Origin of the sequence: Iodobacter sp. BJB302 (genome assembly GCF_002735645.1) — a bacterium.
Classification (GTDB): domain Bacteria; phylum Pseudomonadota; class Gammaproteobacteria; order Burkholderiales; family Chitinibacteraceae; genus Iodobacter.
On record NZ_PDZG01000014.1, the window covers coordinates 33440 to 54771 of the forward strand.

The following is a 21332-nucleotide window of genomic DNA, read 5'->3' on the forward strand; positions in this document are numbered from 1 at the left end:
AATTTATAAACTATGCAGCACCTTAACTTTTTAAAACCTGCAAAGGCATACGCAGCATTTCGTCGCCATGGCTGGCAAAATACCAGATGATGCCAATCAATGCGCCAACGGTGATTAAATACCAAACCGTAGAGAAGATTTGCCCATAGCGATCCAGCGGCAACAGATGGCTTTGATGACGGCCGCGCCATTCAAAAATAATTTCTACACTGCCAATCAATAATAAAAACCCAAGTAATGCCAGACCCAGTGAATAGCTGATAAACACGCCCAGCGCAGCACCAACCACGCAGGCGATGAGCCCTAGTTTGCTATTCATTGAAAAGCTAATACTTTTTAAAATATGCCCGCCATCGAGTGGCAGAATAGGTAATAGATTAAACAGATTAAGCAATGCATTAAAGGTAGCCAAACCCGCAAACAGCATCGAGCCCGTCAGCCAATAGATAATCAGGCAGGCAATTGATAACAACAAGCCAAAGCTTGGCCCCATAATGGAAATCACCACATCCTGCCAGCGGGTATTAATTTTCTCATCTGACAAGGCCAGCCCGCCCATAAAGGGGATTAAATAAATACCTTTGGTTTTTAAACCAAAGTATTTCATCGCCCTAATATGCCCATATTCATGAAAAACCAAACAGGCAATCAGCGCAATTGCAAATTGGAAAGAAAACAACCATGAATAGGCGGCAACACTGGCCCCGGCCAGGGCCACCTTAACCAGTTTGGCACTTTTAAGCAGTTTCAGCGCCAGCGCGCCCAAGCCCAAAATACTGAGTTTATTTGGCTTTATATTTTGATTGACCGGCGTTTGCCGTTCAATATCCTGCGTATTACGCACGCCTTTAAGCGCCTCTTTTTCATCAATCAATAAGCGATAATTGAGAATAAAAGGCTGCCATTGCAAATCTGTTTCAAGATGAACACGCGTCGTTGCCGCAGTGCCATCTGGGCTGACTGCCGAAAGCTCAAATTGCAAAACACTTAAGCCTTCGCGCTCAGCCGAGGCATTTTTTTCAGCAACTAAGGTATTGCCCCAAAATAGCTGCTGCCAGCCCGCTGGCGTGCCCTCAAGCCTGAGCGATTTTCCGAGGCAATTAATATTTAATAATTCCACAGCGTATCCAATTTAATAAAAAATCAACAGTGCATAAAAACTGAGCGAATAAGTATATTTTACGGGTTTACAGATATTTAGGGGAAATCACAAACCACCCGGGCCGAAGTGATCTTAGCTAGGTTTTGTGACCCGGGCCGCGACCGTGACTCTGATCTGTTTAGTTTCATCCCGTTCAGGCGCTTATCCGGTCTCGGTGCATGCGTCCACAATGTAAGCAAAAACGCATAAAAAAATATCATCCGCAGCAAAAAGGCCGCAATACCATTGCGGCCTTTGCAAACCTGTTTTATTCAGGTTTTAATGCCTTGCCGCAGGCAGCCGTTTTAATACTTCATTCGTAAAATAGGGCTCGTCTTCTACCCAGAATATATAGTCCAAACCCAGGTAATTCTGACCAAATTTCAGAATATCATCCACCGTATTTTTCTTGCCGGTTTTAGGGTTGATTTGACGAAGATTACCATCCTGCACCGCCATACCTTTGACCAGTTTATTAGGATAGTCTTTAAAAAACCCATAGGTTTGCGCCATATGGCTTTTGCGGTAGGGCATTAAATCTGGCCCGCCAATTCCCATTTTCAGCGATTTAGCCAGGGCAAACAGCCCGCTCATATAACCCTTATCATCGCCTGGCAGCCATTCATCCGGCAGGAAATTTAAATAAACCATGGCAGTGGATTTTTTAAACGACCCCGCCAATATGCGCATATTGTCGCCAATCGCATCCACATAGGCTTTAGGATTGAAATCCTGAGGGAAAGTGGTCGTGCCATCTGCATTTTCAGTGCCAACATCAATCGAGCTTTCGCTAAAATTTATCCCCGCAATCTTGCCATCAAATTCACGGCCCAATTGCCGGATAAGTTTTTGATAACGTTCCCGAACGGGTGGCTCCCACATTTTAGGCGACCAGCCATATTCATCATCCGTAACCGGCTTATTAGGGTCCCGCTCTGGCGCACTCAGCATACTTTGCTTAATCGCTCCGCCCTTATAAACAGGGTCTTGCAAAAGATAGTCAGGCACATTGGGGCGGGGTGAAAAAGACTTTTCCTGCAGCTGAATCCACAGCTTTTTATTCATCGAATTTAAATAGGCGATATCCGCTTTAATAGCGCTAAAATCATAATGATCTTTAGTTGGCTCAAGATCCCGCCATTTATAAACAATTTGCGCGCCACTAAAGCGCGGATCAAGCAGACCTTTATCTGCCTTAATATTTTCACCACCGGCCTCGCGGTGATTGATGTAAATAAAGTGCTGCAGAGTCGGCGCGGCAGCAAAAGCCGACGAACTCATAACAGATAAAACCAGCGTAAAACTGAGAAACCGGCTTAGCATAATAACTCTGCATGGGGGTGGAGGATGCTTAAATTAACCTGAATACGCCAGAGCAGATACCCAGATTATTTACATATATTAAGTAAAATCTATTTATGCCATCCAATAGATAACAGAGCTTATGACATGCCACTACCATGCAATAAAGCAGAGCTGCTTCTGAACTTCGACAGCACTTATTCCAGGCTCATAAAAGAGCTAGCCACCATAGCGCCACAAGATACAAGATTGCCAGGAATAGAAGGTGAAATATCGGCGTGCGATTTGCTTGCCTATCAAATAGGCTGGGGGCAGCTTTTGTTGCAATGGGATAAAGACGAGTTACAAGGGAAGCCCGCACAAATGCCTGCGCCGGGTTTTAAATGGAATCAGCTTGGGCTGCTCGCCCGAAGCTTTTACACCTATCATTGCAATTCATCATTCAGCCAATTAAATGCAGAATTTGCCGAATTAGCCGGAAAAATCCGGCAATTTATTCTGGACAATGAAGAAAGCACGCTGTTTGAGCAGGGCCAAAGAAAATGGGCCGGGGACAAATGGCCGATCGTAAAATGGATACAAGTCAACACGATTGCCCCCTGGCAAAGTGCGTGCTCAAAACTGCGCAGATGGAAAAAACATCAGGCCCTGCCCGCTGCTGAGCGCCCTAGCGATTCTGCCTCTGCAAAGCCATAAAAGCGCTCACCCATCAGCTGCCAAGTGCCTGCTTCACGCGCCTCATGGGCAATATCACGCAAGACGCCCATTACCGCCAACATCGGGCAAACACCGAGGCTGACGCGACGAACGCCAGTAGCAAACAGGGCCGCAGCAGATGGTGCGCCGGGCATGGCCATCACGCTGACAGGGCCGTTGACCAACGTACAAAGACGCGTCAGTGTGGGCAAATCAACGAGGCCTGGCACAAACACCATATCCGCACCTGCGGCTAAATAAGCATTGGCCCGCCCTGCCGTGATACTTAAACGCTCTACCTCATTCTCGCCCAGGCCCAGCAAATAGGTGTCGGTACGGGCATTAATCCAGAGTAAATCTCCTGCCGCGCTGCGGGCTGCACTTATTCGGGCCGCTTGAGCGCTTAAATCAAATAACCCCGCTGCGCCATGCTGCCTGTCTTCTAAATTTACGCCCACCGCCCCCGCCGCAATAACCGCTTTGATGGTTTCTGCCACCGCCTCCGGGGATCTGCCATAGCCCGCTTCAATATCGGCAGTCACCGGCACGTCTACCGAGCGGCAGATGGCGGCCAGCTCGCTAAACATCAGCGGTGGATCAATTTGCTCGCCGTCTTTAAACCCGCGCGAGTAAGCGATTCCGCCGCTCGTTGTACCAAGGGCAGCAAAGCCCGCTGCGGCAAAAACCCGCGCGCTGCCTGCATCCCAGGCATTAGCGAGTAGAAATTGGCCCTGTTCGTTTAATGTGCGAAATTGTTGAGCAAGCTGCATAGTGTGTCTCCCGAAAAAATCGCATCTTGCCGTGATAGCAAAGGCAAGGCTGGCGCTTTTCGGACACGGCCATGGCTGTGGCTAAAAAGTTCTGCAGACACAAAACCAAATATTGAACCACGGAGTAAAAGGAGAACACAGAAGGCCACGAAGGAAAACACAGATGGGGCTTCTCCGTGAAACTCCGTGTTCTCTGTGTCCTCAGTGTTTTAAGATTTAGGTTTTACATGCCCGCCACGTCCGAAAACCGCTAGCCCACTTTAAATTTGCCTGTCATGATTTCGCCTATGAAACTCGATCACGATATTTGCTATAGGGCACTGGCCAGCCGCGATGCGCGCTTTGATGGGCGATTTTTTATTGCCGTCAAAACCACCCGTATCTATTGCCGGCCCATCTGCCCTGCCCGCACGGCGAGGCAAGAGAATATTTTATTTTTTCATACCGCGGCCGAGGCGCAAGAGCTTGGCTTTCGCCCCTGCTTACGCTGCCGGCCAGAAGCCGCTCCCCATTCTGGCGCCTGGCGTGGCGTATCTAACTCTGGATTTTCCAACACGGTAAGCCGTGCGCTCAGGTTGATTGAGATGGGGGCTTTGGACGAAGGCTCGCTGGCCTCACTTGCCGATAAATTGGGCGTAGGCGAGCGCCAGTTGCGGCGCCTGTTTGAGCAATATGTGGGCGCATCGCCACAGGGCGTGGCACAAACGCGACGGGTGTTGCTGGCCAAGCAGCTAATCCACGAAACAGCCATGCCGATTACTGATATCGCTTTTGCCGCTGGCTTTGGCAGTGTGCGCCGCTTTAATGAAGTCTTTCAGCAGCTGTACCAGCGCCCACCCAGTGATTTGCGCCGTGATAAGCAGGCCGGATCATCGACCGGCGTCACCCTGCTGCTGCGCTATCACCCACCTTACGATTGGCAAGCCATGCTGGCCTATTTATCGGCCCGCGCCATTACTGGGCTGGAGCTCGTAAAAGACGGGATTTACACGCGAACCATTAGTATCCATGGTGTGCAGGGCATGGTATCGGTGCAACAGGCAAATAGTCATGCGCTGACAGCCACCATTCGTTTCCCCAACCTCGCCGCCTTGCCACAAATTATCGCCCGCCTCAGGGCCATGTTTGATTTAGCCGCTGACCCAGACATGATTAATCAGCAATTAGCCAGCGATCCGTTGATGGCAAAGCTCACCGCCAAACGGCCTGGTCTGCGCGTACCAGGCGCTTGGGATGGTTTCGAGCTGGCGATTCGTGCCATCCTCGGCCAGCAAATTACCGTCGCCGCCGCCATTAAACTCGCAGGTAAAATAGTGGCGCAATATGGCCATCCATTAGGCACACGTGATGCGCAATACCCCTCTTTAAGCCATGTTTTCCCCTCGCCCGCCATCTTGAGCAAGGCGAATTTCACCGGCATGCCGCAAAGCCGCGCCAACACTCTATCGGCGCTGGCCACAGCTTTTGAGGCCGACCCTGATTTATTAAGCAGTGGCAGCAATATTGCCGAGACCTGCACCAAACTACTCGCCATCACAGGCATTGGCGACTGGACCACCCAATATATTGCCATGCGCCAATTGCGGGAGCCTGACGCCTTTCCCGCCAGCGACGTTGCCCTGATCAAAGCTATCACCCAATTAGAAGGGCCTTGCAAGCTCAGCGCCAGAGCCGAAGCATGGCAGCCCTGGCGAGCCTATGCTGCTCAGTATCTTTGGACTGAGGTAACCTGAAATCCGTAGACACGCTTATTTGATAAACTTTATTAAACCTTCTTTGGGGCATTTTTGTACCAAGGCCAACGTCAATGCCGCACTCACCCACTCTTTTGTCATTCGACTACCCATCGCATAACCGATGGTTTCGCAACCAAATACATCCTTGATTCCAGCCAAATAGAGCCAGCCTTCTGTGGTCGAAACAATCGAAAAGCAACGCCCAGCCCTAGGTCAAAATTCGATCGTCGGGGAGGGTAAAATTTCAATCGGAGTGAACAGCCCCGTCAAAATTTTACGGTTTTTCTCACTCATTTCTGCCTATCTTTTCATAGCAGAAACCATATTTAAACTACTGTCTGTTTTATTGGATCCACTCTAGTGCTCAGTTTTATGTGCTTGGTGAAAAGTTTGGTGCGGCATCCGCAATTTCATCTAGGTAAGCACGCATTTCTGGATCTTTTTCATTGCTCATATTAAGCACAATGCCGTGTAGTTGAGCGCGTAAGTCTGCCCAGCGTGTGCGTAATACTTGCCAATTATGTTCATCGTAGGTGCCTTGAAAAATGACTGGCCGTATATCGATTCTTGGAATATCGGCAGGTTCACCATCACGCTTAATCACTTGCTCAAGCTCTTTTTGCCAAAAACTACCAACCCGATCAACGCGACCAATTTGTTGTTCAACCACGCCAGGATTCCACTCTGGGTGAAGCAAAATCACAGTTTTGCAGGCTTCGTGCAGATTCAGCCCCTCTCGGCCAACCATTGATTGCGCCACCAACACCTTAATCGAACTGTGCGGACGATTAAATGCCAGCTGCATCATGCGTCGACTGTGCTGGCTGGTGCCGCCGTACATCAAGCGGGCAAACGTGCCCTGACTGCTGCCGTACTCATCTTTTAGGCGCTGCTGTAAATGTGGCCATAAGCGTTCAGCTTCCTGCTCATCGAGTTGGCCATCGCCGTTCTCATCGCCTTCATTGCGTTCGCACAATGCCTGCATCAGATCAGCAAAGGCTTTGGCATAATGCTCAGGGCTTTGCATCTCGGCCGACTCACCCAATTGCTCGGTTAGTGCACGGCTAACCAGCGCAAGGGCGTGAGCGTCATCCTCGCCCTCTTTGGCATTGGCCAACACGGTGCAAAATGCACCATAGAGACTGCGCATGCGAGGCTCAAACTGCCCTTGGCGAAATCCCTCTTCGAGCAACCTAGGCAGATCATTACGCTGGCTTTGCCGACGCTTTTGCAGCTCACGGTATTGCTCGGCCAATCTCGCATCCAGCACGTCTAAACATAAATTTGACTGCAATTGCTGATGTGCCGCACGCACAGCTGGCCAGTCGCTTTCATTGGCTCTTCCATCTACTTCCCCATGCACCTTGGCTTGAGGCCAGGACAGGCCTGAAGCAAGAGCGCGCAACATGGCTCTGGCATTCAGCAGTTGCACCAAACAGGTTAACGGTCGAGTAAAACGACCAAAAACCAGGGCCTTTTCACCGCACTCACTGACCTCTTCAATGACAGCCACTGCTGCTAAGGTCGCAGGATGGTTAAACAGCACCTCATCGCCATTTTTATCGACGAAGGGTTGCTGCATGACCGTGCCCCACCATTGTGCGCGCTGCAGGCGTTTAAGCTCTGAGGAGCTTAGTGAGGCTTTGCCTGCCGCTACTGGTTGATTTTCCGCCAGCTCACCGGCTTCGCTGTCTTGCTCGGCAACATAGCTAGGGCTATCGATCACGGCAGCGAGTCCATGGCCATTACCCATGGTCAGACGCAGACGTTTGAGCTGTTCATTCTGGCTGTCGCGCAGGCCAACCGTCACCACTGACAAGGCTTCGGCCGCGCATACTGCCTGTTGCCAGGCGGGATCAAGCGTTACCACATCAATAGCAATGTCGCGCTCTTGCCGATAGGCGTCATGGGAAAGTTGGGTCGCTTTTACAAACTGCTGTACGGCTTGGTCTTCGCGCTTATCTCGGCGCAAAACAAAAGGTGACAACGCAGCCTGAAAGCTTGCCGCCGCTGTGGCATAAGCAGCTCTGACAGCGGCATCGCTAGGGCTGGCGCGGACCTGCTGCACCGCAAGGGCATAGCCTGTTACGGCATTTTCGACGGCCTGCAATTGCTCTGGCTTGAGCCCAATACGACGCAGAATCTGCTGCCACTGGCTAACATCCAACTCAACGGGTGTCGCAGTCATGGCAAAGCGTCGGGCATCTGGCGATGACTGGATCAAGCGGCCAAGCAAGCCAGATAGGCCGCTGTCGTCATTACGGCTCTTGTGCGCCTCGTCGATCACGACCAGATCAAAGTGCCCCAAGCCCAGGCCTACCGCCTCTTCGAGACAAGGGCGGAGAAGTTCATAGCGCTTGTATGCGCTTGCTTCCAAGGCGCCCGGCCATGGTGTACGGCTTATTAGCGCGTCCATTTGCTGATTCAGCGGATGCTGGGTGTCTTCAGGTATGGCATTACAGATGCTGGTAGCCGCATTTTCGACTGATTGGTAAGCAAGAGCCTCATTCTGAAAGTAACCTCGCGGAAAACGCCCTTGGGTTTTCTTGCGCCAACAGGCATACACCTCAGGCAATAATGCCCAACGCCACGGGGCTGAATCTTGCCCCAACCGCCAGTTAGAAAAGCCATGGGAGACCATAACTACCGACTCCGCAAACCATGGTTTCTGAGCTGCAACCTCTTTAGAGTCCCAGACGGAGATGTATTGCCATAGGCTGCGCAGTAACGGTGCCGCTTTGACCTCGCCACGGCTTAATTCTTCCTGCCATTGATAACCCAGCACTGGCGGCACAAGCACTGCAACTCGGCCGCCAGCGGCAACCACTGCGCGGATCACCGCAACGGCAATGCGGGTTTTGCCCATACCCACTTCATCCGCCACGATCACCCCGTTGTCAGGTAACCGTTTGGCCAAAGCACGCACACTGGCGCACTGCCCCTGATTCAGCCAGGGGCCAGGGTTTGCACCTAAGCCCTGCTGCTGGTCGAGCTCAAGCAACTTGTCTGCAACAACCTGCCATCCTTGAAATTGCTGATTCATTGCTGCTCTCCAATCGGGCATAGGCTTGCTACATCCCAAGACGCCTCGATACGGGCAAGTAAGGCTCGGTAAATCACGCCCTCAGGACTCGACGCCTGCTCGGCAAAAATGGGCAAGAATGCCGCTTCGCGCAACGAGCTTAGGGGGTTTAGGCGCATAGCCCGGAATACGTTAATGACCGGATCCTTTGCAACTTGCAGCAAGGACTGCTCAAGCCGCGTGCACCAGGCCGACCAGTCGAGCGGGTGCAGACCCACCTGCTTGGCAGCTATCTGCTCAATCAAGACCATCATCCGGCGGATCGGGTAGCCGGTGCAGCCAGCATCAACGACTGCAGCAGCACAGGCCAGCCCCGTACTATCTGGACTCTCTTCAAGCTCATCCAGCGTTTTGTCTTCATCCACAGCGGACTGCGGGAAATTAGCCAGTTGCCACCAGACCTCATCCAGATCCAACACAGGCATAGCCGTTGCGGCTAGGCGCCCCAACTCATCCAACACGGGCAATACAGCGCTATGGGCCTGACCAGCTATTGACCACTGAATAGTCACCTCTCGTGGTGGTTGGCCAAACCATTGCCACACACCTGGTTGCGAGCTGGCGCACGCGGCACCGTTGGCATCTAGCGGCGTTACTGGCACTTCAGTTTGCTCAGGGGCTCGCAGCGAACTGCCCTCCTCAGTCACTTGCCAATTAAGCCACGCCAGCGGCGCGGCAAGCGGGCCGCCCTCATGCTCGGGCATTGGCTCACCAGCCGACAATTGCTCAAACGCTGAAATAGCAGAGTCCCACTGCACGGGCAGTAGATTGGTAATAATCCGTGCGGCGCTTACATCCCCCTCAGCGCACCAATACACCTCCTCAGGGCTAAGCAGCATACCGGCTTCAAGATTGCCACCAGCGGTTGACATCGGATTGTCGAACCCTGGGCCAGTTAAGTTGCCTGAGCCTAAGTAAACCCAAGTACTGCTGCAGCGTGCGCTGCCCTCTCGGTAGTTGGCGGAGAAAATAAACTTCGCATGCAGTGAACGCGGCATCGCCGACCCAAACACCTCAGCATTCTGATCAGCAGCACGAATGCTGTAGCCAGCGGCCTGCATCGCACTTAATCCCTCAGCAACGGCTTGGCATGCACTAGGGTTAACGAAAACGTCAACTTCAGGACGTGCAGTTAATAGACCCGCTTCTTGCAGCGTCTTAGTGATTTTACTCAGCACCGAGGGTAGCTGCCCTTCTCCATTAACGCCCTCGAAAAACCCCGAGCCCATGCCGAGATAATTACGCTTAACGTCGGAGGCATGCTGCTTGATCAACGGCACCAGTTGCCTCAGCAAAGACTGCTTGCGGTTATCAAAATAACGCGGAGATGCATTGGCCGTGCTGTGTCCTGCCACAACTTTTAACCAATCGCTTAGCCACTGCATGGACTGCGCGGTTAAAGAGGCTGACTGGTGACTGGATTTGGCATGCAGAATTCGTGTATCAAAATAACCGCTAAGCCACTCCAGCATCTGCCAGGCAGCACTGATGTCCGCGCAGTTTTGTCCAAGCCAAGCTGGCTGTTGCTGTACATGTTCACTACTGCACTCGATACACGAAACCAGATCGAGTGATTCAGTAACTGTTTGTACAGTCCAATTACCTGTGGATACGATCAAACGCACTAGCCAGCGATGCGGCTCTTTTTCATGGCGAAAGCCCAGCACAGCCACTTTGGCATGCAGCAAAGCAAAAGGCTTTTTTTGTTCCGACTTGAAGATCAGATGTGCGACCCCTGGGGCATCCGTCAAGGCAATGGCCGCATGCGCGGGGTCAAGCATCATTACCAGCGCAAGCTGCCCCTGATAGGCGCGCTGCGCCGTTGTTTGCCGGGTAAAACGCTCAGCAGCCTGATCAAGGAAATTGCAATCGGCAGAATAACCACACAACCAACCAAAGCTACCTAAATAGTGATCGGGCGCTTCAAAATGATGCAGCAGAGATGGCGTGGTCATTATGATTCTTCGCTATTCGTGAATGGGGCTGCGCTGAGCCATGTATCCAGATCGCCATGCAGGTCAGCGTTCAAATAGAACAGATTACTCATGCGACTCGACATGCCTGTTGGCCATTTCAAGCGCCGTTGATCAGCCTCTTCATCCAAAGCTTCAGTCTCAGCATGATTAGAACTAGGGCTACCCTCAAATGCGGGGCCAGGCAATACAACGGAGCCCATCAGGCGCAACACACGCCCGTCACGCTCGACCAAATGCCGAACAATTGCCGCATCCGATTCAGCGCGGCACTCACGACTAAATTGGAAGGCAGTAGGCTCGCTATGGCCCAACACCAAGTACTCAGAAGCCCGTTGACGCAGCTTAGCGAGTGCCAACAGCACCGGCTTCGGAAACGTCGATTTGCTCAAGTCAAAAGATCGGCCATCCTGCAAGGCTCCGAGATGCAACTCCAGTGCATCAAGCACCTCTAAACTCTGATCGCGCAGCGCAAAAAAAGCAGCGCCGGTTTGTAGATCGTGCCAATGCTCAGCATCGAGCATCGTTGGGCGGCTATCCCAACTGGGCACTTGCTCTGGTTGCTGACGCAGCCCTTCAACCCATTGCAGGGCATTGCGCCGGCGTTGCTTGCTGGCATGCGGCTCAGTTTTGCTGCCGCAATGCAATACATCGGTCAATAGTCTCCGAAATGTTTCATCCATTGGTTCAAGAGGTGATAAGGATGCATAGAGCAATTTTTTATAGCGTCCCTTGTCAACGTCACACTTACCTTGGCTCCATTGGTAGATATTTTCGAAAAGTTCGCGACCATAGATGCCATTTGAATTGGTGCCTAAGCCAAATCGAAGTAAACACTGTTCGCTAAGCTGGTACTGGTTAAAACGTGTGGCATCAGATTGCACTAAACCCAGTGCAGGTAAAGCCTTCACCGTTGCCATGCGCATCGGCTGTGTTACGTAAAAACTAGATTTAGATGCTTTTTCAAATGTTAATTCTTTCTTGTTTTTAAGCTTGTTTGCGCCGCGCAAGCGAGGGTCGGATTTCCAGCCATTATGATCAAGCGCAAGCCAGCAAGATAAAGCTTCAATTGCATTTGCACATTGAATATTTGTATTTTTTTGACCATTAATTTTTAATTTGTTAGCTAATGCGACGCCTAATAAGGCATACCAAAGTTGCTTGCCATACCAGACCCCACCAATCCCAGGAACGGCTTGTTCATTAAAAAACCGGACGGTAAATCCTAATCCTAATGTTCTCGCTCTTCTCATAGAACTAACCATATCAGGGCCAAGCAATCCCCACGTTATTCCGTTCATTTGAATCCTTTATTATTGTTTAGTTTTAGGTATGCATCGAATAAGCGCTGTTAGAAAATAAAACTCAGCCGGAATTGCCATCACGGGCATCGGCGACTGGACCACACATCACAATGCGCCAATTGCGCGAACCTGACGCCTTCCCCGCCAGCCATGTTGCCCTAATCAAAGCCATCACCCAATGTATAAGGCCTGTGCAAACTCAGCACCAGAGCCGAAGCATGGCGGCCCTGGCGAGCCTATGCGGAACAACATCTTTAGGCCTCGCTGGCGGATACGACCGCTTAGAAACTAGACTTTTCCTCACGAGTTACGCCCATTCACAAAGTCATTAGCCTGCCCAATAATCCAAGCAGAGAAATCAGCTAATTTGCGGCTGGCGCTGCTTTTTTCTGGCCAAATCAGCCAATATGGGTATTGATAGGGGACTTCTATCTCAGTAATTTTCACCAAACTGCCCGCCTCTATGGCGGCACTGACCAGAGATAGGCGGCTCAGTGCAATTCCATGTCCTAAACGAACCGCTTCAACTTCTAAATTGCTGTCGTTATACGTGTAAGCAGGCTTAGGCCGCCAATCTGCAAGCCCCGCAGCTTGGCACCAACTGGTCCATTGGATGGCTGGATTCGCAATAACCACCGCAGTTTGCACCTCCGCTAGCGTTTGTGGGCGCGGCATAAAATGGGCCGCTGCGACCAAAAGCACGGTCTCGTCCATTAAATGCTGCTGTTGTAAACCCTCCCAATTGCCCGTCCCCATACGAATCGCCAAATCGAGCAAGCCATTACTCATATCCTCAAAACCTAAGCCCGCACGCAAGTTGACGGTGTATTGCGGATATTTCGCCTTAAAATCAGGCAGGCGCGGCAGCAACCAGTGCAAGGCAAATGAAGGCACCACGCCAATAGTGATGTCATGCGGCTTGGGGCAACTTTGCAGCCTTTGGGTCGCCTCCGCCATATCGCCCAAAGCACCCCGCACCCGCAGTGCGTAAATCCGCCCTTCTTCTGTCAGCAGTAGCTTTTTTCCTTCGCGCAAAAACAACGACAAACCTAAGAAGCCTTCCAATGTGCGTAATTGATGGCTAATCGCGCTATGCGTGACATGCAAGGACTCTGCGGCTTTAACCACACTCCCCAAGCGCGCAACCGCTTCAAAAGCACGTAAAGCCCCAAGGGGTGGCAATGGGTTCATGTTAGTTTTGCTCACATAAAGACTGAGAATTGATCAGCAACACACTTGATATTCTTAGATATAGTGAATTGATTATGCCAAGGATATGAAAGATATGTTCACCTATCTAAGAATTAATTTGCAAGCAGGTGAATTATTTGTGGTCGATTTAGCCCATGCGGCCCACATGAGCTGTGAGTCAGGCGAGCTGTGGCTAACCCACGATCGCTTAAGCGAGGATTTTGAATTCAAGCAGGGCACGCGGCTTGCTCTACCAAAGGGAAAAATCCTCATTGAGGGCCATGGGCAGCTGCATTTTTATGGTGAACGCGCAGCCATGAAAAATAGCGTCCATATCCAAAAAGGCAGCTGCGGTGCTAAAAGCCTGATTTGCCCCTCCTACCTAGACAGCATAACCATGTAATCAGCTCAATCATTAAATCGATCAACAAAACATTCATTCGAATAAAAGAGAGCCATCAATGCACTTAATCATTTCTATGATTTTGTTTTCACTCGCTGTGTCTATTTCCCCTGGTCCCGCCAATATGGTGATTGTTTCCTCCGGAGCCAGCCACGGATTTAAACAGACACTTCCCTTTGTTTCTGGCGCTAGTTTTGGCTTTACTTTATTGCTTATATTTGTAGGCTTTGGATTTTTTCAACTAATAAGTGCTTATACCATTTTTTTGACTTCACTTAGCTGGGTTGGATCCGCTTTTATCAGCTATATGGCTTATAAAATTGCTTTTTCCAAGCCAGAAATTTCACTTCATAAAGCAAACAGACCCACATTTTTACAAGGTTTTTTGCTGCAATGGTTTAATCCTAAAGCATGGATGGCCTGTGTCTCCGGGGTCACATTATTTTCCAATGCTCATAGCTCTAAGCCACTTATTATTTTTATCCTGATTTATTTTTTAATCTGCTACGCCTCTCTTTCCCTATGGGCGCTACTCGGTGATCGTGTTGCAATTTTTCTTAATAGCAGGAGTCGAATACGACTCTTTAATAGAGCAATGGGAAGTCTACTGATGGCGACGGCCATCTATCTTATTACGAATCTTGTTCAACGCTCCGCTGAGTGAATACGGTGCTGGACGTCACTCAAGCACTTGCATTCCCGCAGCTATTTTGCTGTCGACCTAGGGTCTGTTGACGTTTCATACACAATTGCGCTGAGCCGGAAAACGGCCAGGCACAAGGCATGTGACGAAGGCAATAACTGCTTATTGTCGAGGAGCATAACGCAGTGAATGAAACGTCAACAGACCCTAGCAGCCTGTACATCTAACGTCGGCTATCGTTTTCAGTTTATCTTTTGTTTGGAGCAGGACAATTCAATCTCCCGCTCAGTCAAATTCAAAGCCTTGCCTCCAACCTTAACCTGCAAAATGGAATTTCCTTCAGCTGTTAAAGACACCACGATTTCTGAAGGCATTTCCATCGAATAGCCCTGCTCAATGACGATTTTTTTTGCTTGTAAAGCGTTAACCAGCCCCTGCTGAAACAGATACGAAGCAAGAGCACCGTTAGATGTCCCCGTCGCGGATTCCTCTGGGATGCCATAAAGTGGAGCTAAGTTTCTGCAGTGGGCCATCCCTCCGTTCATAGTCTCCAGGGTAAATATGTGAAAGCCTACGACGTTCCACTGCCTGCTGATGTCGGCAACCCGGTCAAAGTCGGGCTTCATTTCGTGAAGGATTTTCAAGGACTTGACCGGAACCATGATATCCCGGATGCCGGTGCTCACTATTTGTACTGGCATACTAGGCATAAGTTCATTCACATTCAGATTCAGAGAAGCTGCAATATCAGCAGGTTCTAAAACGTCAAAAAAACTTGGGGCTTGCTGATCCATCAGGATAGCCAAATCATCGGCTACAACGACTTTCATCAACCCGGCTTTGGTTTCCTGTATGTACTGGCCGGGCCGCACGAATCCCAACTTCGCCAGAGCATAGAACGTTGCTATCGTGGCATGCCCACAAAGATCCACTTCATCTGTTGGCGTAAAAAAACGCACTTTGAAGTCCGCGACACTGGATTTCATCACGAAGGCTGTTTCGCTGAAGCCAATGATTCTGGCAATTTCAAGCATTTGCGATTCGGTCAAAGCGTCCGCATCGAAGACGACTCCGGCTGGATTGCCACCTTGGCTGGTTTTTGCAAATGCATTGAGTGTGTAAGCTTTCATGTCTCTGACTCCTGCAATACTGTTGGCGCTGATTGAAAACGGCCCCCTTTGCGGATCGAAAATTGACTTAGGGCGGGCTGCTGATACTAAGTCCGACAGGCTGCTCGCAATTGAAATCACTCCGAGACCAGACCACGACATTGCTGCTGCTGACCGGCCACGGCGGGTCGGTCTCTGCCGATCAGGCCACAAAGTATACTGGTCAAATCCGATACAAATGACTGATTAGGTCGAAAGTAAGGGGGCTGCATGAGATTGCACTCAGCTTGGAGTAATTTGCTACCGATGATTTACAAGCAATAAATGGCAGCAAAAAAACAGATCTTGGTACCTAAAAATACTTGGCCACTCCATCATTCACGAAGCTTCTTTTAAGTAAGCACTCACAGAACGCACTATTTTGTCCTCGCCCCAAAAACCCCTTTCAATATACCCTAAGCGGGTATATTATAGTCTCCAACAGGAGGGCAAAATGACTGCAGAAATCCAACTTCGTCTTGGTGGTATGACCTGCGCAGCGTGTGCGGCGCGGATTGAGAAAATCCTTAATCGCCAGGCAGGCGTGGCAGCAGAGGTTAATTTTGCAACCGAAACCGCGCATATCAACCGTAGCGATCCAACGATTACCGCCGATGCACTGATCGCCACCATCAGCCGCGCAGGATTTACCGCCGAGCTGGCCAGCACGCCAGCTGCGGCCGAAAAGGACGAGCGCTGGCCCCTGCTGATTGCCGCCCTGCTTAGCCTGCCACTGATGGCCAGCATGTTTAGCCCGGATCACGCCGAGCTATTGCCGCGCTGGCTGCAAATGCTACTGGCTACACCGGTGCAGTTTATTTTGGGCTGGCGCTTTTATCGCGGCGCGTTTTTTGCGCTGAAAAGTGGTGGGGCGAATATGGATGTGCTGGTGGCGCTGGGCACCACCATGGCTTATGGCCTGTCCGCCGCCGTTACCCTGATGGGCATGCACGAGCAGCACGTATATTTCGAGGCCAGCGCGGTGATTATTACGCTGGTATTAGCAGGCAAATGGCTAGAAAGCCGCGCCAAAAAGAAAACATCGGGGGCGATTAGCGAGCTGTTGAAGCTGCAACCTAAAACAGCCAGGGTAGAAACGGCAGATGGACTCATTGACGTAGCCATCGGCCAGCTCAAGCCCGGCGATATCGTGATTGTGCGTCACGGTGAAGTGATTCCCGTTGATGGTGTGGTGATTGAAGGTCAGGCTGCGGTTGATGAAAGCATGTTGACAGGAGAGAGCTTGCCGGTTGAAAAAAATATCGACAGCAAGGTTTTTGCCGCCACTAAAAACAGCAGCGGCATGCTCAAAATCAAGGCCAACAGCGTCGGCAGCAAAACACAGCTGGCAGAAATTGTGCGGCTGGTGGCCCATGCTCAAGGCTCGAAAGCACCGATCCAGCGCCTTGCCGACCAAATTTCCGGCGTGTTCGTCCCTATCGTAGCGGCGATTGCCGTACTGACCTTTTGGGGGAGTTTTTGGTATTGGGATAGCGCCGTTACCGCGCTGATCCACGCGGTTGCCGTCTTAGTCATCGCCTGCCCTTGCGCACTGGGGCTGGCCACGCCAACTGCAATATCAGTCGGCATAGGACGCGCGGCGCAGCAGGGTATTTTATTCAGGAATGCCACAGCGCTAGAGCATGCAGGCAAAATTGAAATGCTGGTGGTCGATAAAACCGGCACACTGACCACAGGGCAGGCCAAGGTGGTAGAGATTATCAGCTTACAGAGCGAGCTATCTAAAGAGGGCTTGCTTCAGTTAGCTGCCAGTCTAGAGCAAGGCTCAGAACACCCGCTAGCCCACGCCATTTTGACTGCCAACACCCTGCCACTCTTGCCTATCAGTGACTTTGTCGCTGTACCGGGGCAAGGCGTAATGGGCAAACTTAGCGACGGCAGTGAAATCAAAGTCGGCATCCCAAGCTGGGCAGGCGAAATGCCTGAGAAAAACACTCAGCCGTATACCTTGGTGAGCATCACCAAAAATGGCATCTTGCTAGGACAATTAGCGCTGGCCGATACACTCAGAGCCAGCTCGGTAGAAGCAGTTAATCGTTTGCACGAAATGGGCATTGAAGTGGTGATGCTGACTGGCGATCAGCCTGCCACAGCCGCCGCCATTACCAAGGACAGTGGCATACGCCAACACCAAGCCTTAATGCGCCCGCAAGACAAAGCGGCGTTTATCCAGCAGCAAACTAAAGTCGTCGCCATGGTCGGTGACGGCGTAAACGACGCCCCCGCACTCGCCGCAGCCGGGGTCAGCTTTGCCATGGGCACAGGCAGCGATGTAGCGATTGAAGCGGCCGATATCACCCTGCTGCACAACGATTTACTGGCGGTGAGCGATGCGATTGCCCTATCCCGCGCCACCATTAAAAAAATCCGCCAGAATCTATTCTTCGCGTTTTTCTATAACACGCTGGGTATACCGCTGGCGGCCATCGGCTTGCTTAATCCGGTACTGGCAGGAGCGGCCATGGCGCTGAGTTCGGTTTCGGTAGTGAGTAATTCTCTGCTGCTGAGGCGGTGGAGAAGTTTGGGGATTTCAGAGTAAAAATTCAGATCATGAAACATTTAAAGGAGCAAAAAATGGAACACAGCACACTTAAAATCGAAGGCATGACTTGTATGGGTTGTGTACGTACTCTAACCAGCGTGTTAAGTGCCCTGCCCGGCGTGAACCATGTGGCGATTGATCTGGAAAGCGGCATCGCTAAAGTCGATCACAACGCGGCGATGACTTCGCTTGATGCTTTGGGCGAAGCGATTGAAGGAGCGGGCTTTGAGCTTGTCTGATTGCTGCCCCGCAGATGAAGGGCCAAAGGTAGTGCAACCGGGCAAACAAAAACTGCTCTCCCGGCTCAATCGCATCGAAGGCCAAGTTCGTGGTGTGATTAAAATGGTCGATGAGGATAGATACTGCGTGGATGTGCTGACGCAAATCTCGGCCATTAAATCAGCCATGGATTCAGTCGCCATGCAGCTTTTAGAAAACCATGCTCATGGCTGTGTAGCAAAGGCGATTCAAGATGGAGAGGGAGATGCCGCGATTGATGAGCTGATGATGGTAGTTAAAAAGCTCAGCGGGAAAACGCTGGGGTAAAACTGGTAGGCGGGTTAGGCCAAACGATGCACTGAATATGAGCGCCACCGCATTTTGGCCGTAACCCGCCGCAGCTTAGGGCCATGGTGGGTTACGGCCGAAAAACATCATCGACCTGTGCAGCGATCAAATGCGGCCTAACCCACCCTGCGTTACATCCAATCTTACAACGTCAATCCACCCGTCACTTCAATCGCTGCGCCGTTGATATAGCTGGCTTCATCGCTGGCTAAAAACGCATACACATTGGCGATTTCTTCGGGTTGAGCCATGCGTTTCATCGGCACACGATCCTCCATCGCCTGGATGACTTTTTCTGGCATGGCTTTCAGAATGGGTGTGGCTACAAAGCCGGGGCAAACTGCGTTGGCGCGAATGCCTTTTTTGCCCAGCTCTTTAGCCCATGTTTTGACAAAGCCAATCACCCCAAATTTAGCCGCTGCATAATTGGTCTGGCCAAAATTACCGTACACGCCTACCACTGATGAGGCATTCAAAATTACGCCACTGCCCTGCTCTACCATAGTATCGACCACCGCGCGGGCACAGTTGTAAACACCTTTCAGATTGATATCGATCACACGATCAAACTGATCTTCGGTCATTTTGATCAGCTGTGCATCCTGCACAATACCAGCATTATTTACCAGCACATCGATACGGCCAAACTGAGCCTTAACCGCTGCCACCATTTCGGCAATCTGGGTTTTATTAGTCACATCCACCACATAGCCTACTGCCACCGCGCCGCTTTGTACCAGACTGGAAACAACCACATCAATCCCACTCTGATTTACATCGCAAACCACGACTTTAGCACCTTCTGCTGCAAACTTAACCGCTGTGGCCTGACCAATTCCGCTGGCGGAACCTGTGATAATCGCAACTTTATCTTTAAGTCTCATAACACACCTTTCATATCAATTGAAAATGGCCACGCCCGAAATGTGCTGATTACGCCAGCCCACTGACTCATAAGCCAGCATATCAACAGCAATCAAGCAATTAATTCCAGCATAGACGTACTTGGTGCAACGCAACAAGCCAATAATCGCAAGAATCAAAAGATTCACACATCTTGTGAATGTATCAAACAAGCCCGTACCTGCATCAGAATGCACAGCAAACCGGGATGAAGAGAGGGAAAAAAAGATGATTCGCCGCCAGACATCGTCCGGCCAGCGATAAGCAGAATGTTTATTCTGCAGGCTTATCCGCGTAATGCTCGCTCAGCAAGGAGCGGCAATCAACAATGCGTAAATCATTGTCGCGGGCAAAGGTCATAAGGAACTCAAAGACACGGGGGTCGATTTTCTCAAGCTGCTTATCAACCGCCACACAACGCACATTGTCGTGCACCATCGGGCGAACAAAAGGAGCATAAGAAAGTTTCTGATCAACGCCAAAAGTACTGAGGATGCCAGACAAGCGATCAGCCCAGTCACTGGGCCGAAATTCACGCCCATTACTGGTAATGCCCTGAATAATGATTTCGTATGGATTGCAGATCATTTTAACAACAGCGTATTTAATGGTGGAATATCTACCAGATTATACCATCGCAGGCCAAACTGCTGCCTTAGAAATTCTCAAACGCTTACTGAGCATATCTTGCAAATAATAAAAAAAGCGGCTGACAAAGCTTGCCAGTCGCCTGCAAACGGTTGAATAATGGTTGTTTTTTTCTCAAAGTGGCTCACACCGTTTCAAAAATGAAGGCCGCATGGTCTGCATGAATAACCTTGGCATCGCCTTGAAAACCTGTAAGAAATTGTGCACAGCACAGCAGATCACAGCTTCGGGCACACCACGGTTAATCCTTTTTTGAAGCGGCAGCCCATTCGGACTGTTCCCTATGCGCCATTATCTGCAATTTACTGATTTCACCCGCGAAGAATACGATTACCTGTTCAAACGCGCCGCCATTCTTAAAGCAAAACTAGCCGCAGGCGAGCTTTACCAGCCGCTGATTGGCAAAGTTTTAGCCATGATCTTTGAAAAATCATCGACCCGCACCCGTGTTTCTTTTGAAGCCGGCATGGCGCAATTCGGTGGTCATGCGATGTTTTTGCAATCCAAAGACACCCAGCTGGGCCGTGGCGAGCCGATCGAAGATGTGGCAAAAGTGATTAGCCGCATGACCAATATCGTGATGGTCCGCACTTTTGAGCAAAGCATTGTTGAGCGCTTTGCCGATAATTCTTTAGTCCCTGTGATTAACGGGCTGACTAATGAATATCATCCATGCCAGATTCTGGCCGATATTTTTACCTATATCGAAAAAAATGGCTCGATCGAAGGCAAAACCGTGGCCTGGATCGGCGACAGCAATAATATCTCCCGCACCTGGCTGCAAGCTGCCAAAATTTTTAACTTTAAGCTCAATCAGGCCTGCCCGCGTGGCTATGAAATGACCATCCTGGATGGACAAAAATACGGCGCTGAGCATTTTGAAACCTTTTACGATCCTTATCAGGCCGCCAGAGATGCCGACATCGTCACCACCGACGTTTGCACTTCAATGGGCTTTGAGCGCGAAACACTGCAGCGCAGAAAAGACTTTTTGCACTACAAGGTCAGCGAAAAAGTGATGCTGCAAGCCAAGGCCAACGCCATGTTTATGCATTGCCTGCCAGCTCATCGCGGTGAAGAAGTTGATCCTGAAGTGATCGATGGCCCGCAATCTGTAGTGTGGGATGAAGCAGAAAATCGCATGCATACGCAAAAAGCAGTGATTGAATATCTATTACTGGGTAAAGTAGAGGGCTAAACGCTCAAAAATGAGCAAAACTGCTCATTTACCATCGTTTAGAGCACCAAGATTTAAAAAATGG

General features: G+C 50.5%; 17 protein-coding genes and 2 pseudogenes. 8 read left to right on the forward strand and 11 right to left on the reverse strand.

The features are described 5' to 3' along the window. Nucleotides 1-22: 22 nt before the first annotated feature. Together CSQ88_RS06715 and CSQ88_RS06720 are read right to left on the reverse strand one after the other, a co-directional pair. Entirely contained in the window at nucleotides 23-1120 is a 1098-nt protein-coding gene (locus CSQ88_RS06715; RefSeq protein ID WP_099397332.1) for a site-2 protease family protein, read from the reverse strand. Between the two features lie 300 nt (nucleotides 1121-1420). Next, complete coding sequence (locus CSQ88_RS06720) at nucleotides 1421-2422, reverse strand: hypothetical protein (RefSeq protein WP_218963022.1); 1002 nt, start codon at nucleotides 2420-2422, stop codon at nucleotides 1421-1423. A 168-nt stretch (nucleotides 2423-2590) separates the two neighbouring features. Here CSQ88_RS06720 and CSQ88_RS06725 point away from each other — a divergent pair, with 168 nt between their 5' ends. Next, on the forward strand, nucleotides 2591-3139 hold the full coding sequence (locus CSQ88_RS06725) for a ClbS/DfsB family four-helix bundle protein (RefSeq protein WP_099397334.1): 549 nt from the start codon (nucleotides 2591-2593) through the stop codon (nucleotides 3137-3139). Here CSQ88_RS06725 and CSQ88_RS06730 read toward each other — a convergent pair. Further along, nucleotides 3085-3909, reverse strand: a complete 825-nt coding sequence (locus tag CSQ88_RS06730; RefSeq protein WP_099397335.1) for an isocitrate lyase/phosphoenolpyruvate mutase family protein — start codon at nucleotides 3907-3909, stop codon at nucleotides 3085-3087. The genes CSQ88_RS06725 and CSQ88_RS06730 overlap by 55 nt on opposite strands. 287 nt (nucleotides 3910-4196) lie before the next feature. On the opposite strand from CSQ88_RS06730, the gene CSQ88_RS06735 reads away from it, so the two are divergent. Continuing rightward, complete coding sequence (locus CSQ88_RS06735) at nucleotides 4197-5642, forward strand: DNA-3-methyladenine glycosylase 2 family protein (protein WP_099397336.1); 1446 nt, start codon at nucleotides 4197-4199, stop codon at nucleotides 5640-5642. A 30-nt stretch (nucleotides 5643-5672) separates the two neighbouring features. On the opposite strand, the pseudogene CSQ88_RS23340 reads toward CSQ88_RS06735, so the two are convergent. From CSQ88_RS23340 to CSQ88_RS06755, 5 genes and pseudogenes are all read right to left on the reverse strand, one after another. Beyond that, a pseudogene (locus tag CSQ88_RS23340) lies at nucleotides 5673-5831 on the reverse strand (IS3 family transposase); the annotation flags it as partial. A gap of 184 nt (nucleotides 5832-6015) precedes the next feature. Next, nucleotides 6016-8688 (reverse strand): DEAD/DEAH box helicase, encoded by a 2673-nt coding sequence (locus CSQ88_RS06740; protein ID WP_180273562.1) that lies wholly within the window; start codon nucleotides 8686-8688, stop codon nucleotides 6016-6018. Beyond that, nucleotides 8685-10682: a hypothetical protein gene (locus CSQ88_RS06745; protein ID WP_099397338.1), complete on the reverse strand. Its 1998-nt coding sequence runs from the start codon at nucleotides 10680-10682 to the stop codon at nucleotides 8685-8687. The genes CSQ88_RS06740 and CSQ88_RS06745 overlap by 4 nt, the downstream gene beginning before the upstream one ends. Further along, complete coding sequence (locus CSQ88_RS06750) at nucleotides 10682-12001, reverse strand: hypothetical protein (protein WP_143449440.1); 1320 nt, start codon at nucleotides 11999-12001, stop codon at nucleotides 10682-10684. The genes CSQ88_RS06745 and CSQ88_RS06750 overlap by 1 nt, the downstream gene beginning before the upstream one ends. Before the next feature lie 303 nt (nucleotides 12002-12304). Continuing rightward, the gene (locus CSQ88_RS06755; protein WP_099397340.1) at nucleotides 12305-13195 is read right to left on the reverse strand and encodes a LysR substrate-binding domain-containing protein; all 891 of its coding nucleotides are present in this window, start codon (nucleotides 13193-13195) and stop codon (nucleotides 12305-12307) included. A gap of 94 nt (nucleotides 13196-13289) precedes the next feature. Between CSQ88_RS06755 and CSQ88_RS06760 the strand changes: the two genes are divergently transcribed. Together CSQ88_RS06760 and CSQ88_RS06765 are read left to right on the forward strand one after the other, a co-directional pair. Next, nucleotides 13290-13598 (forward strand): DUF2917 domain-containing protein, encoded by a 309-nt coding sequence (locus CSQ88_RS06760; RefSeq protein ID WP_180273563.1) that lies wholly within the window; start codon nucleotides 13290-13292, stop codon nucleotides 13596-13598. A 58-nt stretch (nucleotides 13599-13656) separates the two neighbouring features. Next, nucleotides 13657-14262 (forward strand): LysE family translocator, encoded by a 606-nt coding sequence (locus CSQ88_RS06765; RefSeq protein WP_099397342.1) that lies wholly within the window; start codon nucleotides 13657-13659, stop codon nucleotides 14260-14262. Nucleotides 14263-14483: 221 nt separating this feature from the next. On the opposite strand, the gene CSQ88_RS06770 is transcribed toward CSQ88_RS06765, so the two are convergent. Next, on the reverse strand, nucleotides 14484-15512 hold the full coding sequence (locus CSQ88_RS06770; protein ID WP_218963023.1) for a PhzF family phenazine biosynthesis protein: 1029 nt from the start codon (nucleotides 15510-15512) through the stop codon (nucleotides 14484-14486). Nucleotides 15513-15843: 331 nt separating this feature from the next. Between CSQ88_RS06770 and CSQ88_RS06775 the strand changes: the two genes are divergently transcribed. The 3 genes from CSQ88_RS06775 to CSQ88_RS06785 are packed head-to-tail and all read left to right on the forward strand — an operon-like array spanning nucleotide 15844 to nucleotide 18498. Further along, nucleotides 15844-17949, forward strand: coding sequence for a cation-translocating P-type ATPase (locus tag CSQ88_RS06775; protein WP_099397344.1), 2106 nt, complete (start codon nucleotides 15844-15846; stop codon nucleotides 17947-17949). Nucleotides 17950-17984: 35 nt separating this feature from the next. Continuing rightward, nucleotides 17985-18191, forward strand: coding sequence for a heavy-metal-associated domain-containing protein (locus CSQ88_RS06780; protein WP_099397345.1), 207 nt, complete (start codon nucleotides 17985-17987; stop codon nucleotides 18189-18191). Beyond that, a complete protein-coding gene (locus tag CSQ88_RS06785) occupies nucleotides 18178-18498 on the forward strand; it encodes a metal-sensitive transcriptional regulator (RefSeq protein ID WP_374700457.1) in 321 nt (106 codons plus the stop codon). The genes CSQ88_RS06780 and CSQ88_RS06785 overlap by 14 nt, the downstream gene beginning before the upstream one ends. 164 nt (nucleotides 18499-18662) lie before the next feature. Here CSQ88_RS06785 and fabG read toward each other — a convergent pair whose 3' ends face one another. Beyond that, complete coding sequence (fabG, locus tag CSQ88_RS06790; protein ID WP_099397347.1) at nucleotides 18663-19403, reverse strand: 3-oxoacyl-ACP reductase FabG; 741 nt, start codon at nucleotides 19401-19403, stop codon at nucleotides 18663-18665. Between the two features lie 319 nt (nucleotides 19404-19722). Then, nucleotides 19723-20010 (reverse strand): annotated as a pseudogene (locus CSQ88_RS06795) (DUF3579 domain-containing protein); the annotation flags it as partial. Between the two features lie 343 nt (nucleotides 20011-20353). On the opposite strand from CSQ88_RS06795, the gene argF reads away from it, so the two are divergent. Next, nucleotides 20354-21268, forward strand: a complete 915-nt coding sequence (argF, locus tag CSQ88_RS06800; protein WP_180273564.1) for an ornithine carbamoyltransferase — start codon at nucleotides 20354-20356, stop codon at nucleotides 21266-21268. The last annotated feature ends 64 nt before the right edge of the window (nucleotides 21269-21332 follow it).

Excerpts from the sequence above, each read along its gene's own strand:
- CSQ88_RS06750 (WP_143449440.1), bottom strand. The coding sequence starts at position 12,001 with ATGAACGGAATAACGTGGGGATTGCTTGGCCCTGATATGGTTAGTTCT.
- CSQ88_RS06725 (WP_099397334.1), top strand. The coding sequence starts at position 2,591 with ATGCCACTACCATGCAATAAAGCAGAGCTGCTTCTGAACTTCGACAGC.
- CSQ88_RS06720 (WP_218963022.1), bottom strand. The coding sequence starts at position 2,422 with ATGAGTTCGTCGGCTTTTGCTGCCGCGCCGACTCTGCAGCACTTTATT.
- CSQ88_RS06765 (WP_099397342.1), top strand. The coding sequence starts at position 13,657 with ATGCACTTAATCATTTCTATGATTTTGTTTTCACTCGCTGTGTCTATT.
- CSQ88_RS06760 (WP_180273563.1), top strand. The coding sequence starts at position 13,290 with ATGTTCACCTATCTAAGAATTAATTTGCAAGCAGGTGAATTATTTGTG.
- CSQ88_RS06770 (WP_218963023.1), bottom strand. The coding sequence starts at position 15,512 with ATGTCGTGGTCTGGTCTCGGAGTGATTTCAATTGCGAGCAGCCTGTCG.
- CSQ88_RS06755 (WP_099397340.1), bottom strand. The coding sequence starts at position 13,195 with ATGAACCCATTGCCACCCCTTGGGGCTTTACGTGCTTTTGAAGCGGTT.
- CSQ88_RS06780 (WP_099397345.1), top strand. The coding sequence starts at position 17,985 with ATGGAACACAGCACACTTAAAATCGAAGGCATGACTTGTATGGGTTGT.
- argF (WP_180273564.1), top strand. The coding sequence starts at position 20,354 with ATGCGCCATTATCTGCAATTTACTGATTTCACCCGCGAAGAATACGAT.
- CSQ88_RS06745 (WP_099397338.1), bottom strand. The coding sequence starts at position 10,682 with ATGACCACGCCATCTCTGCTGCATCATTTTGAAGCGCCCGATCACTAT.
- fabG (WP_099397347.1), bottom strand. The coding sequence starts at position 19,403 with ATGAGACTTAAAGATAAAGTTGCGATTATCACAGGTTCCGCCAGCGGA.
- CSQ88_RS06730 (WP_099397335.1), bottom strand. The coding sequence starts at position 3,909 with ATGCAGCTTGCTCAACAATTTCGCACATTAAACGAACAGGGCCAATTT.
- CSQ88_RS06775 (WP_099397344.1), top strand. The coding sequence starts at position 15,844 with ATGACTGCAGAAATCCAACTTCGTCTTGGTGGTATGACCTGCGCAGCG.
- CSQ88_RS06740 (WP_180273562.1), bottom strand. The coding sequence starts at position 8,688 with ATGAATCAGCAATTTCAAGGATGGCAGGTTGTTGCAGACAAGTTGCTT.
- CSQ88_RS06735 (WP_099397336.1), top strand. The coding sequence starts at position 4,197 with ATGAAACTCGATCACGATATTTGCTATAGGGCACTGGCCAGCCGCGAT.